This is a genomic window from Xenorhabdus ehlersii, assembly GCF_003610465.1.
Lineage (GTDB): Bacteria > Pseudomonadota > Gammaproteobacteria > Enterobacterales > Enterobacteriaceae > Xenorhabdus > Xenorhabdus ehlersii.
Map to the genome: position 1 here is coordinate 1,040,532 of NZ_RAQI01000001.1, position 22,766 is coordinate 1,063,297.

General features: G+C 39.1%; 20 protein-coding genes and 5 pseudogenes. 17 read left to right on the forward strand and 8 right to left on the reverse strand.

Going from position 1 to position 22,766, the window contains the following annotated elements; genetic code table 11:
* Window positions 1-23: 23 nt before the first annotated feature.
* The 5 genes and pseudogenes from BDE27_RS04945 to BDE27_RS04960 all read right to left on the reverse strand — a co-directional run bounded on the left by BDE27_RS04945 (window position 24) and on the right by BDE27_RS04960 (window position 2,950).
* Window positions 24-1,163 carry a glycosyltransferase gene (locus BDE27_RS04945; protein ID WP_099131902.1) on the reverse strand — a complete coding sequence of 380 codons (1,140 nt, stop codon included), beginning with the start codon at window positions 1,161-1,163 and terminating at the stop codon, window positions 24-26.
* Window positions 1,164-1,309: 146 nt separating this feature from the next.
* Entirely contained in the window at window positions 1,310-1,609 is a 300-nt protein-coding gene (locus tag BDE27_RS04950; RefSeq protein WP_099131903.1) for a helix-turn-helix domain-containing protein, read from the reverse strand.
* A gap of 2 nt (window positions 1,610-1,611) precedes the next feature.
* Window positions 1,612-1,948 (reverse strand): annotated as a pseudogene (locus BDE27_RS04955) (type II toxin-antitoxin system RelE/ParE family toxin).
* A gap of 180 nt (window positions 1,949-2,128) precedes the next feature.
* Window positions 2,129-2,269 (reverse strand): hypothetical protein, encoded by a 141-nt coding sequence (locus BDE27_RS19375; RefSeq protein ID WP_167450546.1) that lies wholly within the window; start codon window positions 2,267-2,269, stop codon window positions 2,129-2,131.
* 180 nt (window positions 2,270-2,449) lie between these two features.
* Entirely contained in the window at window positions 2,450-2,950 is a 501-nt protein-coding gene (locus BDE27_RS04960; RefSeq protein WP_099131904.1) for a Spy/CpxP family protein refolding chaperone, read from the reverse strand.
* A 152-nt stretch (window positions 2,951-3,102) separates the two neighbouring features.
* Here BDE27_RS04960 and cpxR point away from each other — a divergent pair, with 152 nt between their 5' ends.
* From cpxR to rfbC, 6 genes are all read left to right on the forward strand, one after another.
* The gene (cpxR, locus tag BDE27_RS04965) at window positions 3,103-3,795 is read left to right on the forward strand and encodes an envelope stress response regulator transcription factor CpxR (RefSeq protein ID WP_099131905.1); all 693 of its coding nucleotides are present in this window, start codon (window positions 3,103-3,105) and stop codon (window positions 3,793-3,795) included.
* A complete protein-coding gene (gene cpxA, locus BDE27_RS04970) occupies window positions 3,792-5,168 on the forward strand; it encodes an envelope stress sensor histidine kinase CpxA (protein WP_099131906.1) in 1,377 nt (458 codons plus the stop codon). Before cpxR ends, cpxA begins: the two co-directional genes overlap by 4 nt.
* Window positions 5,169-5,475: 307 nt before the next feature.
* A complete protein-coding gene (rfbB, locus tag BDE27_RS04975) occupies window positions 5,476-6,561 on the forward strand; it encodes a dTDP-glucose 4,6-dehydratase (protein WP_099131907.1) in 1,086 nt (361 codons plus the stop codon).
* Window positions 6,561-7,460 carry a dTDP-4-dehydrorhamnose reductase gene (gene rfbD / locus BDE27_RS04980; RefSeq protein ID WP_099131908.1) on the forward strand — a complete coding sequence of 300 codons (900 nt, stop codon included), beginning with the start codon at window positions 6,561-6,563 and terminating at the stop codon, window positions 7,458-7,460. The genes rfbB and rfbD overlap by 1 nt, the downstream gene beginning before the upstream one ends.
* Before the next feature lie 51 nt (window positions 7,461-7,511).
* Entirely contained in the window at window positions 7,512-8,390 is an 879-nt protein-coding gene (rfbA, locus tag BDE27_RS04985; RefSeq protein WP_099131909.1) for a glucose-1-phosphate thymidylyltransferase RfbA, read from the forward strand.
* A 1-nt stretch (window position 8,391) separates the two neighbouring features.
* Window positions 8,392-8,919: a dTDP-4-dehydrorhamnose 3,5-epimerase gene (rfbC, locus tag BDE27_RS04990; protein ID WP_099131910.1), complete on the forward strand. Its 528-nt coding sequence runs from the start codon at window positions 8,392-8,394 to the stop codon at window positions 8,917-8,919.
* A 16-nt stretch (window positions 8,920-8,935) separates the two neighbouring features.
* Here the strand turns inward: rfbC and BDE27_RS04995 are convergent, their stop codons facing one another.
* Window positions 8,936-9,820, reverse strand: a complete 885-nt coding sequence (locus tag BDE27_RS04995) for an IS982 family transposase (protein WP_120211313.1) — start codon at window positions 9,818-9,820, stop codon at window positions 8,936-8,938.
* A gap of 247 nt (window positions 9,821-10,067) precedes the next feature.
* Between BDE27_RS04995 and BDE27_RS05000 the strand changes: the two genes are divergently transcribed.
* From BDE27_RS05000 to BDE27_RS05045, 10 genes and pseudogenes are all read left to right on the forward strand, one after another.
* A complete protein-coding gene (locus BDE27_RS05000) occupies window positions 10,068-10,781 on the forward strand; it encodes a CatB-related O-acetyltransferase (protein WP_167450547.1) in 714 nt (237 codons plus the stop codon).
* A 1-nt stretch (window position 10,782) separates the two neighbouring features.
* The gene (locus BDE27_RS05005; protein WP_099134044.1) at window positions 10,783-12,267 is read left to right on the forward strand and encodes a lipopolysaccharide biosynthesis protein; all 1,485 of its coding nucleotides are present in this window, start codon (window positions 10,783-10,785) and stop codon (window positions 12,265-12,267) included.
* 77 nt (window positions 12,268-12,344) lie between these two features.
* Window positions 12,345-12,986 carry a CatB-related O-acetyltransferase gene (locus BDE27_RS05010; protein WP_208638557.1) on the forward strand — a complete coding sequence of 214 codons (642 nt, stop codon included), beginning with the start codon at window positions 12,345-12,347 and terminating at the stop codon, window positions 12,984-12,986.
* Window positions 12,987-13,075: 89 nt separating this feature from the next.
* Window positions 13,076-14,146 carry a glycosyltransferase WbsX family protein gene (locus BDE27_RS05015; protein WP_099134045.1) on the forward strand — a complete coding sequence of 357 codons (1,071 nt, stop codon included), beginning with the start codon at window positions 13,076-13,078 and terminating at the stop codon, window positions 14,144-14,146.
* Window positions 14,147-14,219: 73 nt separating this feature from the next.
* On the forward strand, window positions 14,220-15,251 hold the full coding sequence (locus BDE27_RS20365) for an EpsG family protein (protein ID WP_099134046.1): 1,032 nt from the start codon (window positions 14,220-14,222) through the stop codon (window positions 15,249-15,251).
* 72 nt (window positions 15,252-15,323) lie between these two features.
* Window positions 15,324-16,361: a glycosyltransferase gene (locus tag BDE27_RS05025; RefSeq protein ID WP_099134047.1), complete on the forward strand. Its 1,038-nt coding sequence runs from the start codon at window positions 15,324-15,326 to the stop codon at window positions 16,359-16,361.
* Window positions 16,362-16,382: 21 nt separating this feature from the next.
* A complete protein-coding gene (locus BDE27_RS05030) occupies window positions 16,383-17,204 on the forward strand; it encodes a glycosyltransferase family 2 protein (RefSeq protein ID WP_099134048.1) in 822 nt (273 codons plus the stop codon).
* Entirely contained in the window at window positions 17,194-18,084 is an 891-nt protein-coding gene (locus tag BDE27_RS05035) for a glycosyltransferase (RefSeq protein ID WP_099134049.1), read from the forward strand. Before BDE27_RS05030 ends, BDE27_RS05035 begins: the two co-directional genes overlap by 11 nt.
* A gap of 183 nt (window positions 18,085-18,267) precedes the next feature.
* Window positions 18,268-19,169: pseudogene (locus tag BDE27_RS20370) on the forward strand (IS982 family transposase).
* Between the two features lie 135 nt (window positions 19,170-19,304).
* Window positions 19,305-19,963 (forward strand): annotated as a pseudogene (locus BDE27_RS05045) (helix-turn-helix domain-containing protein); the annotation flags it as partial.
* Between the two features lie 14 nt (window positions 19,964-19,977).
* Here BDE27_RS05045 and BDE27_RS05050 read toward each other — a convergent pair.
* On the reverse strand, window positions 19,978-21,300 hold the full coding sequence (locus BDE27_RS05050) for an IS4 family transposase (protein WP_120211314.1): 1,323 nt from the start codon (window positions 21,298-21,300) through the stop codon (window positions 19,978-19,980).
* A 72-nt stretch (window positions 21,301-21,372) separates the two neighbouring features.
* Here BDE27_RS05050 and BDE27_RS05055 point away from each other — a divergent pair.
* Window positions 21,373-21,768 (forward strand): annotated as a pseudogene (locus tag BDE27_RS05055) (integrase core domain-containing protein); the annotation flags it as partial.
* Between the two features lie 340 nt (window positions 21,769-22,108).
* Here BDE27_RS05055 and BDE27_RS05060 read toward each other — a convergent pair.
* A pseudogene (locus BDE27_RS05060) lies at window positions 22,109-22,750 on the reverse strand (IS110 family RNA-guided transposase); the annotation flags it as partial.
* Between the last annotated feature and the right edge of the window lie 16 nt (window positions 22,751-22,766).

The following is a 22,766-nucleotide window of genomic DNA, read 5'->3' on the forward strand; positions in this document are numbered from 1 at the left end:
GCCCAAGATGAGTCTAATAATAGTCAAAACCACTCAGCTAACGCTTTTGACAAAGACACACTGACATTACTCCAATCGTATTGGCTTATTGCCGTTTCTTTCGCATGTTCAGCAACAATGTTTAAATTATCGCGCAACAGAGTATCCGAAATATCTTTGGCAATGCTTTCTGGGGACAAGGGTTCTTGCAGTAAAAATCCCGTACTTTCAGGGATCACGAACTCTTTTATTCCTCCTCTGGGGCTGACCAAAACGGGTATACCACATGCCATTGATTCCAAGGCAACCATACAAAAGGCTTCTTCTCCTAATGAGGGAACAACCGTTAAATCAGCAAGTGGATATACTTGGTGCATATCTGCCGGAGGTATACTCCCTGCAAGAATGCAGCTATCAGCCATTTTTGCGGCTTTATCCAACACTTTTTTCCGATAAACTTCTCGTTCGCCTTTTTTAATCGTTGCATGATCGCCAATCAAAAGCAGCTTGATATTTTGATCTTTTTTGTGCAGCAAATTGACTGCATCCATGAGTTCAATAACACCTTTACCTTTATCTAATCGGCCAGCATACAAGATGACAGTTTCGTCATTTTTTAGGCCAAAACGTTCTCTTTTCCAGCTAGTTCTCTGTTGATATAGTTCCTTATCAATGCCATTCGGCACCACTTTGATATTCTCAATTTTTGCTTCAGCATGAAAAAAATCAGCTAAAAAATGGCTAGGAGTAATGAGTTTTGTTTCAGGCCTTAAGTCAACTACTTTATGTTTATTATGTAAATGAAGGACCATCAGTTTCTCTGGGTAAAACTGCTTCACAGAGTTATAAAGCGAAATAGAATTCTGAATGATCAGAATCGGCTTCTCACCATCCTGACTTTGATGACGCATAACAATATCTATCACCCTTTTGGCATAAGGGTAAGGATCTAAGCGAGACCATTTCCTAAAAAAACGTTTATATATTGCACTAATATGTATTCTATGAATGGTGGCATATTCACTGACTTTTTCTACAGTTTTCTCTGTTCTTTCCCCTTTACAAATAACCAAATTATTAGCCTGACTGATTTTGGCTACGTTATAGATCCACCACTCTACTGCGGCTGCATAGTTTGGAGGAATAGAATGAAATTCAGGAGCAACAAAAACAAATTTTTTCATGAGAAAACAAATCAGTAGAAATCATTCATCGGATTAGATAAAAAAAGGCCAGTTTATGCAAGTAAACTAATCGACAAAAAAAAGCCCTTAGCATAACGCGCGGGGCTTCTATAATTCACGCCACGTTCCCTTTTTGACCTACTGAATCATAGATGAAATGCCACGCGCTTACCGGTTGGAAGTGTCACATCAATACTTAACTCTCCCCCTAAAGCCGCTACATAGCGTTTGAGCGTTGAAAGGCGCGGATCATGGTCGATGTTTTCCATTCGAGCGATAGAAGGCTGCTGAACACCCATAGCGGCTGCAAGCTCCGCCTGTGACATATCTAACTCATCACGTAACTGGCTAAGAGCCAATTTAATGCTGACCTGCTCAACTCGCTTTTCAACGCGCGCCTGCATTTCCGGGCTTTCTTGCGCTAACAATTTTCTATAATTAGACATAATTATTTCTCCAGATTGTCCAAGTGACGGCGATATTCGAAATCAGCTTTTCGTATCATATCCTTGTAGAACTGCTTTTCATTTGTCCCGGTTTTATTGCCGGCACACAAAACGATTGCACATCGCTTAGGGTCAAAAGCAAAAAAAGCTCTAATCGGATCACCAGAGTGTTGAATACGCAATTCCTTCATGTTTGGAAAATCTGAGCCAGATAACGTATCAAAGATTCGGGCCAAATTTTTCCAGTACTCCCATTGCTTCATAAATTGACTCCCTGAGTTCATCACTCTGAGCCAAAAACCATTCGTCAAAGTACTCTGTCGTTATAACTTCCCACATACCGACTCCATAACTTATTCGTTATAATTGAAAGTATAACATATTTGTTATATTGCCAATATTAATATTGAAGACGAAGAGTATTCTTTTCGCTTTATTGTGGGCTATCAAAGCACATGACCGTCTGCTGCCCCTTTTCAGTGTGTGGTGGGGCAAACTCAACTAACGTTGGCTTAGGGCTTAGCTAACGCCAACGTCCGACTGTGCCTTATACCAGCCACTCTCTTCGTCGATTTTGGTGCGCAGACCAATCGTACGGGCGGTGGCATAAGTGGCATAAACAATGTCGATACGCTTAGTGACCGTAACCAAAGTGTCCACACTTGGAAAATTTCAGATCATCTACAGTTGCTTCATGAAAAACTATCCATCTAATTTTAAAGGAAATTAATGTTATTAGGCGGATAAAAAAAAGCCCCTCAAGGGGGCTGAAAGACAGGGATGGTGTCTATGGCAAGGAAAATCGTTGTCGATGCTACTGTGTTGCAAAAAAAAATCAGTTCACTTTTCGAGCTTTACGTTCATTTGTTTTAGACGATTCTTTAATAGCGCTTTCTGCTCTGGTGTTAACAGTTGATAAACCAGATTACTAATGCGCGCAATTTCTACCCCCAGCGCGACATTCTTTTCTGCTATTTTTTCAAGCTGCGAACGAACCTCAACTTCATCAAAACCCTCTGCTGCCAAAAGCGCATTCAACTTTCGATGTTCATCCCGCATATCAATCAGCGGCTGCTCATGCTGATGCTGCTTTTTGACTAAATTCCACATCTGTTCACGTTGCTGTTCAGTTAACGCTATTCCACCGAAGATATAACTATAGTTATATTGACTGTCTCGGTGATGATTAAAATTCCTCTTATACCCATATGGCATACAATATGGGTATGCAGCGGAAGAATTAATCCCAGGAATATGATCCGTATCAGCAGTTTTAGCTAAAGCCCCTGTTGTTCTGAGAACAACCATTGACGCTAAAGCCAATATTGCTATGTTACGCATTAAATTTCCTCGCTTTCTCGAACAGCAGCATTCGATTCAGTGTGGATAACTATAACCCTGCGGCTGCAAACTAGCGTCAGAGCATGTAAAAGAACGTAAAGTCATGGAATAGCGAAGTTTGTTATCGTATTTTGCTCTTGGAGGAAGAATTAATGCATAAAATCTTATTAGTTGATGATGACCGCGAGCTGACATCGCTATTAAAAGAATTGCTCGAGATGGAAGGATTCAATGTTGTCATCGCCTACGATGGTGAACAGGCTTTACAATATATCGATTCTTCAATTGACCTATTATTGCTGGACATCATGATGCCGCGTAAGAACGGCATTGAAACACTAAAAGAGCTACGGCAATACCATCAAACCCCTGTTATCATGTTAACGGCTCGTGGTAGCGATTTAGACCGTGTTTTGGGATTAGAGCTGGGAGCAGATGATTATCTTCCCAAACCGTTTAACGATCGCGAACTGGTCGCCCGCATACGTGCTATTTTGCGCCGTTCCAACTGGAGTGAACAACAAGCTGACATTGGGACACCTATACTGGAGATCGATAAACTGCAACTCAACCCAGGGCGCCAAGAAGCCAGTTTTGACGGTACGATTTTGGATCTCACTGGCACAGAGTTCACACTGCTTTATTTATTAGCGCAACATTTGGGGCAAGTCGTTTCCCGTGAACATTTAAGCCAAGAAGTATTGGGAAAACGATTAACGCCTTTTGATCGGGCTATTGATATGCATATTTCGAATCTACGCCGTAAATTACCCAACAGAACGGATGAACTACCATGGTTTAAGACATTACGCGGCCGTGGATACTTAATGGTCTCCGCAAAATGATCAACAGCTTGACAGCCCGTATATTTGCAATTTTTTGGTTCACGCTTGCACTTGTCCTGATGATAGCCTTAATGGCTCCCAAACTGGACTCACGGCAGTTAACACCTCTTTTAGATAGCGAATATCAATTGGGGGGAAAACTGGCAAAACAAGTAGAAGAAGAATTAATGCACGACTCTGGGAATGACCTATTCTGGTGGTTGCGTCTGGATCGTGCTATTGCTTTGTGGACTCCCCCTGGCCAACGCCTGATCCTCGTCTCCAGTGAAGGGCTGATTAGTGACATTAATACCCCGCCCCATCAACAACAAGTCATCCGCAACTTTATCGGCCAATCCGATAACGCCGATCACCCCAAAAAGAAAAAATATGGCCGTTCTGAAATACTCGGCCCCTTTTCTGTCCGCGATGGAGAAGATCATTACCATCTCTACATCATTAGACCAGCGGGCAGCCCACAATCAGATTTTATTAATTTGATGTTTGACCGGCCATTTTTACTGCCTGCGGCCACCATGTTAATCAGTGCCCCATTACTCTTGTGGCTGTCATGGAGCCTGGCAAAACCCGCTCGTAAACTCAAAAACGCAGCCGATGACGTCGCCAAAGGGAACTTACGACAACACCCTGAACTGGAATCCGGCCCACAAGAGTTTTTAGCGACCGGCAGTAGTTTCAACCAGATGATTAGTGCATTGGAGAGGATGGTCACCGCTCAACAACGACTGATTTCCGATATCTCCCATGAACTACGCACACCACTTACCCGTTTACAACTGGCGACCGCCTTACTACGCCGCCGTCACGGTGAAAGTAAAGAACTGGCGCGCATCGAAACAGAAACCCAACGTCTGGATGGCATGATTAATGACCTGCTAGTACTTTCCCGCAATCAACATAAGAACGAGTTACTGCGCGAGAATATCAAAGCCCACGATATATGGTCTGACATCCTGGAGAATGCAAAATTTGAAGCTGAGCAGATGAGCAAAACGCTGGATATCGTCTCACCTCCCGCAAACTGGGTGATTTACTGTAATCCGGCCGCACTTGGTAGTGCACTGGAAAATATCGTCCGCAATGCACTGCGTTACTCCAGCAACCATATCGCCGTTGCATTTAAGGCAGATAACCAAGGTGTGACGATTAGCGTTGACGATGACGGCCCAGGAGTCAGCCCAGAAGACCGAGAACATATCTTCCGACCGTTTTATCGGACGGATGAAGCAAGGGATAGAGAATCCGGCGGAACTGGATTGGGATTGGCAATAGTTGAAACGGCAGTGAGTCAGCATCGAGGTTGGGTAAAAGCTGAAGATAGCCCGCTAGGGGGATTACGGCTGGTAATTTGGCTGCCATTGCATGGAAGATAGGTGGCTTTCGTGTTGAAATTTAGCTAGTTACAAAATGTAACAATTAAAGAAAAAAAAGCTATTATACTTGACCTCAATGTGTCGAGGGACTAATCTCGTCGCTGCTTAACATATCAACGAGTTATGTTAATTTTTGTTAATATAAAAAATCTTTTTATATCAAATGGATAAGTAAAATTTACACACATAGCAGGCATTCTGGGAGCCACAACCTAGTGCGGTAGCTTTAATTACGTATAACAATTTATATTCCATAAACTTCCTTTCCAATTTCCATCAATCCTAAGATCAACTAAAAATCTCAAAAATGAAAATTCTGATTACTGGCGGAGCGGGTTTTATTGGTTCTGCATTAATTCGATATATTATCAACCACACTAATGATAGCGTTATCAACGTTGATAAGCTTACTTATGCAGGCAATTTGGAATCACTCAAAGAAATTGACTGTAATCCACGTTATTCCTTTGAAAAAGCAGATATTCGTGATCAAAATAGGTTAGATAATATATTAGAACAATACCAACCTGATGCAGTAATGCATTTAGCTGCAGAAAGTCACGTCGATCGCTCCATCACCGGACCTACTGCATTTATTGAAACTAACATCGTTGGCACTTATGTACTGCTAGAGGCCGCACGCAAATACTGGTCTTTACTTGATAGTGAGAAAAAAAGCGCTTTCCGCTTTCATCATATTTCTACTGATGAAGTCTATGGCGACTTACCGCACCCGGATGAAGCCATTAACAACACGGAACTTCCGCTGTTTACTGAAACGACTGCCTATGCTCCAAGTAGCCCTTACTCCGCATCAAAAGCATCTAGCGATCACTTAGTCCGTGCCTGGATGCGCACCTATGGTCTGCCAACAATTGTTACGAATTGTTCTAATAACTACGGGCCTTATCACTTCCCGGAAAAATTAATTCCGCTGGTGATTCTAAACGCGCTGGAAGGTAAATCGTTGCCAATTTATGGCGAAGGTAACCAGATTCGCGACTGGCTGTATGTGGAAGATCACGCTCGTGCGTTATATAGCATTGTGACCGAAAGTAAAGCAGGTGAAACATACAATATCGGCGGTCACAACGAGAAGAAGAACCTTGATGTGGTACATACGATTTGTGATTTACTGGATGAAATCGTGCCGAAAGTTTCGTCTTATCGCGAGCAAATCACCTATGTTGCAGACCGTCCGGGACATGACCGTCGTTATGCCATTGATGCAGATAAAATTAGTCGCGAGCTAGGCTGGAAACCGCAGGAGACATTTGAGAGCGGAATCCGTAAAACGGTGGAATGGTATCTGGCTAATGCTCAATGGGTAGAGAATGTAAAAAGTGGCGCCTACCAAACCTGGATTGAGCAGAATTATGAGGGATGTCAGTGATGAATATCCTTCTGTTTGGTAAGACGGGGCAAGTGGGTTGGGAGTTGCAACGAGCTCTAGCTCCTCTTGGCAATCTGATTGCACCTGATGTCCATTCAAAAGACTATTGTGGTGATTTCAGAAACCCAGAAGGTGTTGCTGAAAGTGTGCGAAAAATTCGGCCTGACGTTATTGTAAATGCAGCGGCTCATACTGCTGTTGATAAAGCTGAATTAGACCCCGAATTCGCACAATTACTCAACGCCTCCAGCGTCGCAGCAATTGCTAAAGTGGCAGCAGAAATTGGTGCCTGGGTTGTCCACTATTCTAGCGACTATGTATTTCCAGGTACTGGAGATACGCCATGGCGAGAAACTGACGCTACTGCCCCTCTAAATGTCTATGGGGAAACCAAGCTTGCTGGTGAGAAGGCACTGCAGGACAACTGTGAAAAACATCTGATCTTCCGTACCAGTTGGGTTTATGCCGGAAAAGGAAATAATTTCGCAAAAACTATGCTGCGTCTGGCAAAAGAGCGTACGGAACTGTCAGTAATTAACGATCAATATGGTGCACCGACGGGAGCTGAATTGCTGGCAGATTGCACGGCCCAAGCGATTCGTGTAGCACTGAAAAATCCAGGTGTGGCGGGCTTGTATCATCTGGTTGCAGGTGGCACTACCACCTGGCACGACTATGCGGCGTTGGTTTTTGATGAGGCGAGAAACGCCGGTATAGAGCTTGCGTTGAGCAAACTTAACGCTGTTCCAACCAGCGCCTATCCTACTCCGGCTCGCCGCCCGAATAACTCTCGTCTGAGCACAGAAAAATTCCAGCGTAACTTCGATCTAATCCTTCCTCATTGGGAGACTGGTGTTAAGCGTATGCTGAACGAATTGTTTACGACAACAGCGATCTGATAATGATATTAATGCCCAAAATTGGGCATTTTGTGCATAAAGAGATATGGCATGAAAACGCGTAAAGGTATTATTTTAGCTGGCGGATCCGGCACCCGTCTTTATCCAGTGACTATGGCGGTAAGTAAGCAATTGCTGCCAATATACGATAAACCGATGATTTACTATCCACTGTCCACACTCATGCTGGCAGGGATCCGAGACATTCTTATTATTAGTACACCGCAGGATACGCCGCGTTTTGAACAACTCCTGGGAAACGGTAGCCAGTGGGGACTCAATCTTCAGTATAAAGTACAGCCTAGCCCCGACGGTTTGGCGCAGGCATTTATCATCGGTGAAAAGTTTATTGGTAACGATGATTGTGCCCTAGTTCTGGGAGACAATATTTTCTATGGTCATGATCTACCAAAACTGATGGATGCAGCTGCTAGTCGGGAAAGTGGTGCTACTGTATTTGCATATCATGTCAACGATCCTGAGCGCTATGGTGTTGTTGAGTTTGATAAAACCGGTACGGCTATTAGCCTCGAAGAAAAACCGGTTGAACCAAAGAGTAACTTTGCGGTTACCGGGCTTTATTTCTATGACAATAATGTTGTGGAAATGGCTAAGAATCTGAAACCTTCTGTACGCGGCGAACTGGAAATAACGGATATTAACCGAATCTATATGGAGCAAGGGCATTTATCTGTAGCCATGATGGGACGAGGCTATGCCTGGCTGGATACGGGAACACATCAAAGCTTAATTGAAGCCAGTAACTTCATAGCAACGATTGAAGAACGCCAAGGTTTGAAGGTGTCTTGTCCGGAAGAGATTGCTTATCGAAAAAAGTTTATTGATGCCGAGCAAGTTAAGAAACTTGCCATACCGCTTTCCAAAAATACGTATGGACAATATTTGCTCAAGATGATCAAAGGTTATTAAGATGAATGTGATAAAAACTGAAATTGAAAATTTATTAATTTTTGAACCAAAGGTGTTCGGTGACGAACGTGGTTTTTTCATGGAAACTTTTAATCAAAAAATTTTTGAAGAAGAAATAGGCAAAAAAATAAATTTTGTTCAAGACAACCATTCAAAATCAAATAAGGGCGTATTACGCGGTTTACATTATCAATTAGAACCTCATGGGCAAGGTAAATTAGTTCGCTGCATAGTTGGTGAAGTATTTGATGTTGCGGTCGATATACGAAAAAACTCTAAAACTTACGGTAAGTGGGTAGGCGTCAACCTGTCTGCTGAAAATAAGCGTCAGTTTTGGATACCAGAAGGTTTTGCTCATGGATTTCTAGTTCTAAGTGACACTGCCGAATTCATTTATAAAACAACTAATTATTATGCACCGAACTACGAAAAATCGATAAAGTGGGATGATAAGAATATAGCTATCAATTGGCCTCTTGCCAATGACCCTATTCTTTCAGCGAAAGATCAGAATGGACATACACTCTAATTAACCCGAATTCTGTTTAAGCTGTCATTGAAAAATCGTTTTCCGAATAGAAAATGTTCAGTGATGGCTTTTTCCATTTAAGGCAGTAAGCAATCAGCCCACCTAAAACAGTCAGCAAAAATCCGTTTACACTTCGGTGGCGCGAGTGTTCTATTTGAGAAATTATTTTTAATTGTCCATTAATCGTTTCAATAATAAAACGCCTTGATAACATCATCTTATCCCATTCAGCTTGCAGACGGGCTTTCATGTTTCGGCGCTTTTGGGTGATGAAAGTCACACCGGTTTTGCCTAAATCGTCCACGAGCTCTTGACTGAGGTAACCTTTATCACCGTAAAGAGATCCCGTTAATTCTGTTGTTAATTCGCGAACGGGCTCCCGATCATCCACATTACCGGCAGTCACTTTAAGCGCCAGAATTTCCCCCTGATGATTGACGACCAAATGTAACTTAAAACCGTAAAACCAACCCATTGAAGTTTTTCCGCGTTGGGCTATCCCCTGAAAGACCTGATGGCGGGGAATGCGGATGTTATGGCAAACTTTCAAACTGGTGGAATCAATAAAAGCAATGCCTGTGGGTTTTCCTTTTAATTTAGTCAGATAACTGCACAGAGGAACCAAAACGGAAGGCGCGACACTGACGAAACGGGTATAACTGAGCAAGGTGGGGAAATCAGGGTGATGATATTTCCAGAGAAATTCCAAGTAGAAGGCTTTAAAGTTACGGTAATGCGACAGGTGAAAGAGGATCAAAATGGTCATGATTTCACTGGGATACATATGGCCTTTCCTACGGCGCAGGCGGTATCCATTATCAAGACAAAATTGTGTCCACTGTGGGATAAAAAAGTGGCAAAAATCATCGACATTACAGAAAACTTCAACTAAGTTATCCATGGCCTGTTCCTCCCCGGAGCTGTTTCGGCGCGCACCAAAACACAGCTCCTGGAACAGGCCCCTCGTCAATTCTTTATCCAGAATTCGGGTTAATTAGATTGTATCATTTTTATAAATTTACATACTTTGGCTTTTCTTATTAATAAAGCGAAGCCTTTTTTAATTTTCACGAATATAAATAATACTGTAATTTAAAAATGGAATAGGTTATGTTCATTTGTCTTTCCATATGAAAAGAGTTTATAAAATGATAAATATCATTAAAAAGATATTTAGGATATCTGAATTTAAAAACTTCATAAATAATGTCCTAGTAAATCATAACAACAAAAATAAAAAAATAAAAGTTTCTTTAAGTTGCAAAATATATAAATCTTCATTTGAAAGCAATATCAACATACTTGGTGATACTGAAATTATCTCATGTGAAGTTGGCAAAGGGACATATATTGGCGATGGCGGGCGTTTTACTAATACCCGAATTGGCCGATTTTGCTCTATTGCAAAAAATGTACAAGTTGTAATAGGTAATCATCCTACTCGAGATTTTATCTCGACTCATCCGATGTTTTATCTGAATGGTAATCAAGTAATACAAGAGATGGGGTTAGAATCTGTACCTTCAACAATCTATAAAGAAGTAACTTATGCACAAGGAAGTCAATATTTTGTAAATATAGGGAATGATGTATGGATAGGTCAAAATGTTCTTATCATGAATGGCATCACTATAGGAGATGGAGCTGTCATAGCATCAGGTGCTGTTGTAACACGTAATGTTGAACCATATTCAATTGTTGCAGGTGTTCCAGCCAAAGAAATTAGAAAAAGATTTGAAGATTGTATCATTAATGAAATAGTGGTAGCGGAGTGGTGGGATAAAGATATTTCCTTTATAAAAAATAATGCTGAATATTTTCAGAATTATGATAAATTTAAGCAATTAATTTCGAGAGAGTAAAATGATAAAACTTAATGCGCTCTCTAATTTTTTAGGTAGATTATGGGGGATATTTTCACTTTTTTCTTTTGTACCTTTTTATATACACTATTTAGGTAATGAGGGCTTTGGGTATATTGGTTTTTACAATACTTTAATAGCATTATTAGCTTTTGCTGATTTAGGATTTAGTGCTGCCACAACTCGCGAATTTGCACGTTTTTCAACCGGGTCAGTTGAGCACGAAAATAGCTGTGCTGATTTACTAAGAACCTACGAAATATTATATCTGGCGTTATGTGTTTTACTTTCGTTAGGTATATTGTTATCAGCGCATTGGATTGCAAATGACTGGCTAATACAAATCAAAAATGGTATTGATACTACTTTTTTAGTCTTTTTGATGGGTATTAGTATTGTTCTTCAACTACCAGCGAACCTTTATATTGGTGCATTAATGGGAGGGGAAAAGCAAGTCCTGGCTAATGGTTTACAAATTGGCTGGGGGATATTAAGAGTAGCTGCGGTGTTACCTGTCCTACATTATTCTGAAAATAAATTGAACGCGTTTTTTATATGGCAAATTATCTGTAACATGATTTTTTTTGCTGTATTATATTTGATGACATGGAGATCAATAAAATTTACAAAAAGAAAATTTAATTTACAAGTATTAAGAGATACATATAAATATGCATTAGGAATGGCGTTCATAGGTATTTTATCTACTATCGCAACACAGTCTGATAAGCTTATTATTTCGAAAAATTTTACTATAGATGTAGTAGGGCAATATAGCCTTGCGGCAACACTATCTCTGATTCCATTCATATTAATAACTACATTAGCAAAAGCTGTTTTCCCAAAACTTACAAGAATAAAAGAATCGGGGGATAGTCAAGAGTTAAATGTCTTTTACAGTCGTCTGTCAAAATTATCGTGCATAGCGATATTACCATTATCACTAGTATTAGCTGCCTATGCATTTGATATAGTTCGTATATGGACAAATTCTTCACAAATTGCGATACAAATGCAGACAGTCGTCTATTTTTTATTACTTGCTCAAGCGATACAGGCATTAACTGTTCTACCTTTTCATTTGACTCTCAGTTTTGCATATATAAAAATAAATTTGGTTTTTTGCATCGTTATAATGATCTTGATTCCATTGCTTTACTTTAGTTGGTTTCATATTTATCAAGTTAATGGCGTTGCATTATCCGTATTAGTAACTGTATTAATAATCTTTATCCCTTATATGTATCTTGTTCATAAACGTCTGGTTGCTGATATATTGTCTATGTGGCTTAAAGACAATATCTTGGCAATTATAGTGTCTGTTGTAGCCGTTGGTATTATGAAAAAATATTTCTATATTCCCAATGGGAACATTATATTTATAGCAATCCAGTCCATTTGGATGTGGCTGATAAATGTATTGTTAGTTAGCTATGCTGTAGGAATAAGAACAAAAGAACAATTAATTTCATTATTAAAACTGTAGGTGCATAGTATGGGTTGTCCGAAATATAGTGGAGCCGAAGCATAGCCTCAGTCCTTCAGATATAGTTAGGAGATTTTGTGATTTTAAGTTTTTTGACAAGAAATCTGTCATTATTACTTCATAAAAAAAAATGGCGGGCTCAAAACAAACATAATGACACTGGCGCGGTCAATATATTCGATCGTAATAAAGTTCAGGTTGGTAATTTTAGCTATGGCTCCTTAAATATCTATGGTTGGGGGCATCCAGATGAAAGATTATTCATTGGTAATTACGTGTCAATAGCCAATAATGTTAACTTTATTTTAGGCGGAAATCATAACACATCTGGTATTACCACTTATCCGATTAGTGCTAAAAATAGCTACAACAGAAATATAGATGCTATTTGTAAAGGGCCGATTATTATTCAAGACGATGTATGGATAGGTTCTAATGTCACAATCCTTTCAGGAGTGACTGTTTCACGTGGAGCAGTTATTGCCGCAGGTTCGGTGGTAGTTAGAGATGTTGAGGAATACGCTATAGTTGGTGGAAATCCAGCAAAGTTCATCAAATATCGACTTACTGACGAAGAGATGAAGAGTGCAAAATTAATAGATTTTTCATTATTAAATCTTGATTCAATAGTTGAAGAAGATATCAAATTGTTTTACACCTCTCCAACACAAGAAGTTATATCAAAAATTAAAAAATATGAAGAGAAATGTCAGAAATAGTTAGGCAGGAATGGCTTTAAGCAGAATTTAGTTTGATTCTATAAATTTTTATATTTATTGATACTATAAACATATAGCAAGGTTTAAAAATGAAAGTTGATGTTGAAGAAATTTTTGCATATTATTTACCGCAATTTCACACTATTAAAGAAAATAATGAATGGTGGGGAAAAGGTTTCACTGAATGGGTAAAATTACGTAACGCTCAAAAAATGTTTCCTGGTCATCAAATTCCCCATCCAGTCGAGCCTTTGGGCTATTATGATTTAACAGATGTAAAAAATATTGAAAAACAATATTATTTAGCAAAAGAAAATGGAATCTCTACCTTTTGCTTTTGGCACTATTGGTTTGATACGAATGATATGCTACTAGAAAAGCCAGCTGAGTTATTATTAAAAAGCGACATTGACGTAAGATTTTGTTTTGCATGGGCAAATCATACATGGTGGAATAAAACTGAAAATAAACTACTTAAACAGCAGAAGTATGATTTTTCTCTAGATACGTATTTTGATTATTTATTGCCATTCTTTAAAGATGCTCGTTATACCAAAATAAATAATAAACCTGTTCTTTTTATTTATGATCTTAAAAATGCTAAGAACGGAAAAGAACTTATCGAGTATTTTCAAAAAAGATCGATAAGTGAAGGTTTTGACGGCATTTATTTCATTGGCGAGAATCTTTTACCGCACGATCCGCAAACTAAAATGGTAGATCAATACTTAAACAGTTGTGATTTTATGAAACATCGCCCTATATGGAGAAAAATTGTGGATAAGTTTCTGATGAAATTACAGAAAGTTGATATAATTATCCCTAGGGTATATGATTATGACCGATCAATAAAAAAAATGAATACAGATATTCTTCCTGAAAGTAAACAAATCCCAATCATTTTCCCTGGTTGGGATTCAAGCTTCCGACATGGCAAAAAAGGTGTGATTTTGAAAAATACTAATTCTGTTGCTTTTGAAAAACATGTTAGTAAAATTGCTAATTTAATTGAAAAGAGGAAAAATGCCCCCAAAATTATAGTTGTTAAATCTTGGAACGAATGGGCAGAAGGAAATTATATAGAACCATGCAGTATTCATGGAGATGCTTATCTAAAAATTATTAAAAAACATTTTAACGTTACATCTTTTAAAAATTAAGTGCAAGCAACGATAAATGAAATTATCATTGAATTTTACTCATCGTCTTAAGCATTGAATATCTGGAGATGAGATGTATTTCATATTTTTTGGAATAATAGCATTGTTCGCTATCGGTGACATATTTTTTTACCAAAGAGCTTATAAAAAAATTTTGTTTATAATCCTGACTTTTTGGTTGATCATACTTGCTGCTACTCGATATCAGGTTGGTATTGATTGGTCAGCATATGAAAATATGTTTCACAACCAAAATGAATTGACTTCACAAAATATTGAAATTGGCTACTCTTTTATTTATAGAGTAATGGAGGGAATGAATTTTAATACAGTGTTGCTGGTTATAAGTGCATTATCATTTGTTTTTTTGACTTTATTCATAAATAAGTTTGCCTATTTCAAAATAGTTGCGCTATTAGTCTATTTCACAGATCTTTACTTTTATCTTAACTTAAGCGGAATGCGGCAAGGGATTGCACTATCGCTTACTCTATTTTCTGTAATTTTTATATATCAAAAAAGGTCTTGGCTATTTTTCCTTACTATATTTGTAGCATGTTTATTTCATAAGACGGCAATATTTTTTTGCTTAGCATATTTTTTTCAATATTTCAAATTATCATATAAAAACATTATCATTGCCATAGCTATTTCATTTCTAGTTTCGTTATTTTTCATTACATTAACGGAAATCATAGCCGAGTTAGGATATTTCCGCAACGTTGGTATGTATACTGATAGTACCTACAATGACACCTATTCATTAGGAAATTATATTGCAGGTGGCATAAAAAGGCTAATGCCTTTATTATTGCTTTTGTTTGTATGTAAAATAAAAGAATTCGAAAATAATTTATTTGTTAAGCTGTATTTTGTTGGTTTGCTGTGTTTTTTTACGTTGTATCCATCTTTTCCGGATATCGCAGTTAGATTAAGCTTGTACTATTTGGCCTTCGATATGATTATGTATAATTTAATATTTATACACTCAAAAAACATATCGATGAAAATATTTATTATGTTTATTCTTATATTAATGACTGGGTACAAGATATACGGATACACGAATATGGAGGGATATATATACCATAATATTATATGGTAAATACTAATTTTTTTAGACTTTGTCATCTCATGTTTTTTTGCTCGCATATGTTAATAATGGAAGCTAATTAGAATGAAAATTTCAGTTTTAGTTCTTAATGCCTGTGACTTAGGGGGGATTGAAAGAAGTTCGTTTACATTAGTCAAGACTCTTAAGCGTGCCGGACATACGGTTGAATTGGTTTCTGTTTATGAAAACGATGAAGTTGCTTTAAACCGATCTGAAAGTTACAGGCTTTTAAATGGAAAAAATGAGTTATTAAAAATAAAAAATTATATTAAAGGCCTTGATGACTCTACTATAATAATCTCAACTTATGACAGACTCTCATTTCTAATTAGCTTTGTGTCCTTTTTATTAAGGAAGAAGAATAAACTTATTGCACATCAGCATGCTGATTATTTTGCTCACAACTCACGAGTGCGTTTTCTTCGAAAAATAGGTTATCGGATTGGTTGTAAAGCAATAGTTTGTCTAACTCAAAAGGATTATAAGTATTACAGTCAGTGGCATTCCAATTGTTTCGTGATTCCAAATATTCTGGATCTTGAGGCTTCTCAGTTCGATGACAATGGCATTGATTTTTCTTCACGAAATACTGATTTTATGGCAGCAGGTAGACTAAATCCAATCAAGAGATACGAGGATTTTATTAAACTCTATGACGCTCTTATGAAGAAATACAATTTGAAGTTTAAATTATTTGGTCATGGGGAGGATGATGAACGTCTTTTGAGACTTTCATTATCCTCTAAAGATATCCTTCAAGGCTCAACCAAAAATATGTTAGATGAGATGAAGGATGCGAAGTTTTTTATTGTAACCTCCTATAGAGAGAGCTTCTCTATGGTCATAGTTGAGGCTATGGCTGCAGGTTGCGTTGTTATTAGCTATGACTGCCCTACAGGGCCAGGCGAAATTATCACTGATGGAGTTGATGGATTTCTTATCAGCAATGGCGACTTTTCTTCACTAGTGCAAAAATGTTTATGGTTACTTGAAAACAATGTTAACTTAGATACGATGCGACATAATGCTAGAATTTCTGCGCAAAAATATTACCCTGAAAATGTCGTTAAGAAATGGAATGATTTGTTCCAAAATATATGATTTGAATACTCGAGCGGCTCAATGGATAAAGTAAGTGTAATTATACCTGCATATAACGCACAGGAGACTATTTTAAATGCTCTTTCTTCGGTTTACATGCAGCAAGGTAAATATGATATTGAAATTATTGTCGTAGATGATGGATCGTTTGATAATACAGCTCAACTGGTTTCTAATTTTTCAAAAAAACACCCAGGTTATATCAAATTAATTACAAAAAAAAATCAAGGGGTAGCATCTGCTAGAAATGATGGTATCAACAATGCAACTGGGGAGTTTATAGCTTTTTTAGATTCTGATGACTGTTGGTATCCAGATAAACTTCGTAAGCAGATCCCCATTTTAAAAAAACACGGTATTTCTTTAGTTGGCGGTGGTTATCACGGTAATTTCCAGGACTTACCTACCGAAAGCGGTTATTTTGAAATATCTTATGATATGCAGTTGCGGAAACAATACTTTCAACCCTCTACCGTAATATTTAAAAGAGAAATCCTCACTCATGTTCCTGGTTTTACTGAAGGACGAAGATATTGTGAAGATGCTTTATTTTTTCATATGACATGCTATTACTATCGCTGCGCGATAATAACTGATGATGTCATAAAATATGGTGATGGTAAGCATCCTTATGCTTCAGACAACGGACTGGGTAGCCACATATGGGAAATGGAGAAAGGCGAATTGTTGAACTTCCGTATTCTATATACTGAAAAAAAATTAAGCCTGTGCAAATGCATTTTTCTTTCGTTATATTCATTCTTAAAGTTTGGTCGTCGTGTGATTATTAAGTATTTTATATATTATCCAAAAAAAGTACCTGGAGAAGCCAATGAAAAATAAGGTTCTGGTTTTGTTGGCTGCTTATAACGGAAAAAAATGGATTTTAGAGCAAATTCAATCTATTTTAGATCAGGATAACGTTGATGTTTCTATTCTTATTAGCGTGGATGAATCATCAGATGGTACTGAACAGCTTGTTCAGGAACTTGCATATAAAAACGAGAAAATTAAATTTCTACCTATGGGCGAAAAATTTGGTGGAGCTGCCAAAAATTTCTTTCGTTTAATGATAGAGGCAGATGCAGAGCAATATAATTATATTTCATTTGCTGATCAAGATGATATCTGGTATGTGGATAAATTGAACACTGCAATTAATCATCTTAACACCAATGACTTTTATTCAAGCGACGTCACGGCCTTTTGGGATGATGGGAGAACTTGTAATATTATAAAGTCACAACCATTTGTTAAGTATGACTTTATTTTTGAAGCTGCGGGTCCTGGTTGTACTTATGTTATGAAAAGAGATGCTTTTATAAAAGCACAAAGATTTATTATTGATAATAAATGTAGAGCTCTTGATTTTAGCCTTCATGATTGGTTTTTATATGCTTTTGCACGTGCTAATAATCTTAAATGGTTTATAGATAACAAACCGAGTATGTTATATCGGCAACATGCTAATAATCAGGTTGGTGCTAATAATAGCATTAAAGCCATAATAAAAAGATTAAAGCTAATAAAATTAAAGTGGTATCGAACAGAAGTTGAGAAATTAATTTCTTTATTATCATTGAATGATGAAAAGTTTGTGTGTAAAGCACTTCATAATGGTTATTCTGGTAATTTATACTTATTATTTAACATTCATAAAGTTCGTCGTCGAATGCGCGATAGAATTTTACTAGGATTTGTTCTTTTGATTAATGTTTTTTAAATATTAACCATCGAGAATATAATTTTAGATGAAAACTTTAATTTATATTTAAAATAGCAATGAGTGTTTTGTGAAATATATAAAATAACGCGATACTCAACTTTTATAGTGAGTTGAAATGACATAACCGCTCCTTTATAACTTTAAGTCGACAAACAAAGAGAAATAAAGGAACAAAAGGCTATGTCACAACAAGATTTTATCATTTGGGTGTTTTGTTGGGTAGAGGATAATTTAACGGAGTTACAGCAAGGCACACGATTGAGAAGCCGGGGGTGCCCATCCAAGTTGAGTGACGCGGAAGTCATCACGATGGAGGTTATTGGTGAATACTTAGGTTTTTCAACAGATAGAGGGATTTGGACGTATTTTTGTCACCACTGGCGTGAGTGGTTTCCAAGACTTGGTTCACGAGCCAATTTTGCCAAACAAGCCTCGCACCTTTGGGTTGTAAAACAAAAACGGCAAGAAAAGCTGGCGATATTATTAGGCGCCTTCGACAGGCCGGTACATATTATCGATGGATTTCCGCTGCCAGTCTGTGGGTTCAAAAGAGCTAAAGGGAGCACCAACTTTAAAGGGCAAGCCGATTATGGGTATTGTGTGGCGCCAAGAACGAAACTTACTACGGATTTAAAGGACATCTGATGATAGATGAAACCGGTGTGTTAACAGGGGTCACGTTGACTCCCGCCAATGTCAGTGAGCGTGAAGCCGCCTGGGATTTGACCGCCCCGATAAAAGGGTATCTGCTCGGCGATAAAGGCTATTTAGGCGTTAAATTTAAATTGGAAATGAAGGCAGAGGGGATTGAAATGATTACCCCGGTGCGTGCCAATATGGATGATCCCATCCCCAGAAAAACGAGAAGGATCATTAACGCCAAACGCCGTTTAATTTAAACCGTGATTGGCCAACTCGCCGGACAATTTGCTATCGAGAAGTGCTGGGCACGGGATTTGTGGCATTTGAGTAATCGAATTTCCAGAAAACTGCTTTCTCACACGTTGGGTATTTTTGCCAATTTTAAACAAGGTAAAAGTCAACGCGACTGGCTTCAACAAGCCAACGTTATAGGATGTTAAAGTCGAGCATCGCGTTAAAATAATAACATTATATGTAGTAGTTCAAACTTGATCTGACAATTCAACTTGAAAAGTTGAGAGTTACCGGTTTTGATAGAGATGTCCAAATCTTAAACAAAACACGAGGTAACTCTCATGCTATATACTAACAATCCTATTATTAAACACAAAGTCGGTTTACTTAATTTAGCGGAAGAGCTCGGCAACGTTTCTAAAGCTTGCAAAGTGATGGGCGTATCACGCGATACGTTTTATCGTTATCAAGAACTTGCCCAAGAAGGCAGTATTGATAATCTTATCAACCAAAGCCGTCGTGTTCCTAATTTTAAAAATAGAGCGGATGAGGCGACTGAGCGTGCCGTTGTTGAACATGCGGTAGAGTTCCCTGCTCACGGGCAACATCGAACCAGTAATGAGTTACGACAAAATGGCATTTTCATCTCAGGAAGTGGTGTACGCTCTATCTGGCTCAGGAACAACCTTGAGAACTTTGCAAAACAAAACGGCTCAAAACCCTTGAAGCTAAAGTTGCAGAAGAAGGTATTACGCTCAATGACGCTCAAATCGCCGCCCTTGAGAAGAAAGCCCATGATGACGAGGCTTGTGGTGAAATCGAAACAGCCCATCCTGGCTATTTAGGCTCACAAGATACTTTCTACGTTGGTAATCTGAAAGGGGTTGGGCGTATTTATCAGCAAACATTCATCGATACGTATTCGAAAGTTGCGCATGGTAAGCTGTACACGAGCAAAACACCGATTACGGCAGCAGACTTGTTAAATGACCGTGTATTACTAATACCGCTCGCTTAAGCGTGAGCGGTTCTCTTTTTATAAGGGTAACGTGATGTTTTGCAGAGTATTTGCCGTGGGACGGATGGGCGTTTTCGCTTCGGCGGTAAGATCAGTCTCTTGCCATTCTCCCTGAGCGCTTTTAATTTTTGTGGGATCGTACCGGGGCTACGTCCCGAACACCATAAAAACTCATCCTGTATCAGCCGTAACGCATTGATAAAGCTTATCCGAAGCGGTTCAACACGATAGACTTTTGCCATCCGGCTCATTTCCAGCCGAACCACGTTATAGGCAATCAAGATGCCCCATAATTCCTGATAAATACCGGCCCGTGTCTGGCTCCTCAGGATGGCGGTGTTATTGAGTAGCCTTTGTTTCAGTTCACCATAACCGGTTTCAATTTCCCAACGTTCCCAGTACACACCCAGGATAGCGTTGAGCGGATAGGTTACCGGGCATTCCATTGAAGTGATAAACCCTTTAATTTCACCTTTCGGATCCGGAATTAAGATAAGACGTGCCCGCCAGGTTTTTCCAAGGTGAGGATGGGCTTGTTGGGCCTGGGGAGAAACCGGCATCTCGATCAATTTATCATAAGGGCTGTATTCCTCAACAATGTCATAACGCATCTTGCTTTTTATTGGCGTCAGCCAATGGGTATTTTTGCCGGCTCCCCGCCACGATTGAAATAATTCCGCAGAGAGAAAACCCCGGTCAAACAACGTCAGCGTATTTTCGGGCGCAGAACCAACCAATTGTTGGGCGTAGCTCATTTCACTTTGGGTGATGGGGCCAAACGCCACATCAGAGATAAGGTGTGTTCGTGCGGACATCAGCGTCACCGCTAACACGGAAGGAAAGGTGGCTTTACCGGAGGCATAACCCAATTGTTGGTTATCGCCTGTTTCAGGCACCTTAAACTGGGTGCCATCCACACATAAAATTTTCAGGCCACACACAGAATACGTTGTGTCCTCTTTTTCCCATTCGGTGGCGGTGGTATGAAAAAGATGCCGCAAGGGTTCAACACCAATGCGGTGTCTGGCTTTTGAGATACGGCTTGACGCTAATGATGGCAGTTCCCCCTTGGCGTCAGGAAAAGCCAGGTCTAATTTGTCACACACATCATTGATAGAACGGTTTCTCATGAGCCCAATGCCCAGCACTAGCCACACGGCTTGTTCGGCGGGAAATCGACGTTTTCGCACCGTGGCTCGGCCGGTTTCTTTAACCGCTTTAGTCACCCATGCCATCGGAATGTTTTGGCTAAAGGCATCCAGAGATTCGGGGTAATTAAATTCCGCAGTAGCTTGGAGTTCACGAGAAAATTCAGACATAAAAATCGGCCTCAAACAATCAGTTGAGGACGATTATGACTTATCTTGATTTGCTTAAGCGAGCGGTATTACCGTGTATTACCGTTCTATCAATCTCACCAGCTGCCAATGCTAAGAATACTGACGGATAGAGGAACTGAGTTCTGTGGTCGAGTTGAACATCATGATTATCAACTTTATTTAGCGATTAATGATATCGACCATACCAAAACGAAGGCGATGTCTCCGCAAACTAATGGTATCTGTGAACGGTTCCATAAAACGATTTTACAAGAGTTTTACCAAATCACGTTCCGCAAAAAGCTGTATGGTGATCTGGAAAGTCTGCAATCGGATCTGGACAACTGGTTATGGCACTACAATAATGAAAGAACACATCAAGGTAAAATGTGTTGTGGTCGAACACCAATGGAAACATTACTAGATGGAAAACGACTCTGGGCAGAAAAAAATCTGAACCAGATTTAACCTGACAGACACCTGTATAAATAACCGGTAACTGTCAGGTCAAGTCTGAGCTAGTACATCAATACCGACTACGATGTTATCAGACATAAGGTTATCCTCTTTGTCAGAGACACAGGAGATATCGCCATGATTAGACTTATAAAATAGATGCTCGAGGCACAAGATACCGTTCAATCTTAAAGGCGATAAAGAAGAGGCTGTTGTGGTTTACTCTGAATTACGAACTCCATTGAATGACACATTTCAGGTTCAGGTTAATAATAACAAACTCACAACAGCATCCCTGATGATCAGTCAGGGGATTATCGCTCTGTAAAAGTGATAATCAAGATATAAGGTTAGTTAGCAGTCGCTGAGCACCCTCATCTTGTTTAATTGCAATATTAATTTCTTGTTCAATCTCGCTAATTTGTTCAACCAGATACAGGTAATGGGCGTGTAGGCGTTGGAGCAATTGCACCAGATAGGGGGGTAATTCATTTTCAGCGATGACCTCAGATAACCGTTTTATCACCGCGATCCCTTTGGGCATGCTGATCCCAAATTCCAGCAAGAAAGCGTGCATCTGGTGAGTGGTTTTCACTTTATCACCCACCAGAGATTCCCGGACACGATGTAATACCCGCATAATTTGCTGGTTTTCCGTACGAGGTTGGACAAAGCGCATGGAAGGCCGAGAGGCGGCTTCACAAATAGCCTCGGCATCAATGAAATCATTTTTGTTGCTTTTGACAAACGGCCGGACAAACTGCGGTGAAATCAATTTAGTCTCATGGCCTAATGCTGCAATTTTTCGCGCCATGAAATGTGCACCGGCACAAGCTTCCATGACGACGGTGGCGCAGGGAGTCACGTTCAGAAATTCAAGAAACTTGGTTCGGGTCATTTTCTTACGATAAAGTGCTTTTCCATTTTTATCCTGACAGTGCAGGTGGAAAGTATGGTTACCGAGATCAATACCAATAAGTGCTGTACTGTTCATGATGATGGCCTCTTCT